1 protein-coding gene is annotated in these 1,337 nt (G+C 66.3%); it reads left to right on the top strand.

What is annotated here, in order from left to right; genetic code table 11:
• On the top strand, positions 1-1,337 hold a 1,337-nt coding region (locus ACRXB1_RS36120; RefSeq protein WP_449494785.1), incomplete at both ends, for a beta strand repeat-containing protein.

Genomic DNA, 1,337 nt, shown 5'->3' with positions numbered 1-1,337 from the left:
TCCGGAACGCTGGCCTTGGGCGCGGGCGGGAGTTTATCGGCGACGGGCGCGGTGAATACGGCCGCACTCGGCGCAGGTTTCGATATCTCCGGCGCGAGCGGCAACCAGACCATCGGATCGCTGGCGGGAGCGTCGGGGAGTACGGTTGCGTTGGGCGGCAACTCGCTGACTTTTGGAGACACCACCAACCAGACGTTCGGCGGCGCGATCAATGGGACGGGCGGAATCGTCAAACAAGGTTCGGGTACCGAAACGTTGACTGGGGCGAACACCTTCAGCGGCGGCACGACGATCAATGCAGGGACACTGGCGTTGGGCGCGGGCGGTAGTCTTTCGGCGACGGGCGCGGTGAACACGGCGGCCGTGGGTGCGGGATTCGATATCTCGAGTGCGACCGGCAATCAGACCATCGGTTCACTGGCAGGGTTGACGGGCAGCACGGTCACACTTGGCGGCAACACGCTCACTTTCGGCGATGCAACCAGTCAGACCTACGGCGGCGTGATCGGCGGAGCGGGTGGCATCGTGAAGCAAGGGACGGGCACCGAAACGCTGACCGCAGCCAACACCTTCACCGGCGGCACCACGATCAACGCTGGAACACTGGCGTTGCGCGCGGGGGGTAGCCTGTCATCGACGGGCGTGGTGAACACGGCAGCTTCCGGTTCGGCCTTCGACATTGCTGCGGCCGGCAACCAAACCATTGGATCGCTTGCGGGCGCGGCGGGCAGCACCGTTACATTGGGCGGCAATACGCTCACCCTTGGAGACGCCACCAACCAGACCTTCGGCGGCACGATCGGCGGGACCGGCGGGATCGTGAAACAAGGCAGCGGCAACGAAACGCTCGCCGGCGCGAACACGTTTGCCGGCGGCGCCGTTCTCAATGCGGGCACGCTGACGCTTGGCAACGGCGCAGCGCTGGGAACGGGTGCATTGACCGTCACCGGCCCCGCCTCGCTCGATAGCACGACGGCCATCACCGTTGCCAACGCGGTCAACCTTGGTACGGGCCTGACCGTCGGCGGGACGGCGGATCTGACCTTGAGCGGCGCGGTATCGGGCGCGGGAGGCTTGACGAAGGACGGCGCGGCCAACCTGACGCTGAGCGGATCGAATACCTACAGCGGCGGCACGACCCTCAACAACGGCACCGTCACGCTCGGCAGCAGCACAGCGCTCGGTACGGGACCGCTGACGTTGAACAGCGGCACGCTGAACGCGAACGGTAATGACCTGACGCTGGGCTCGCTCAACGGCAACAGCAGCGGCGGGTCGCTGTTCAACGTCAGCGGTCCCGTACCGAGCGCTGTGCTGCTGCCGAGCGTGACGGTGCA

Source organism: Caballeronia sp. M23-90 (assembly GCF_053574605.1).
The sequence above is the reverse complement of the archived record's forward strand: the minus strand, read 5'-3'. Positions and strand labels throughout refer to the sequence as shown.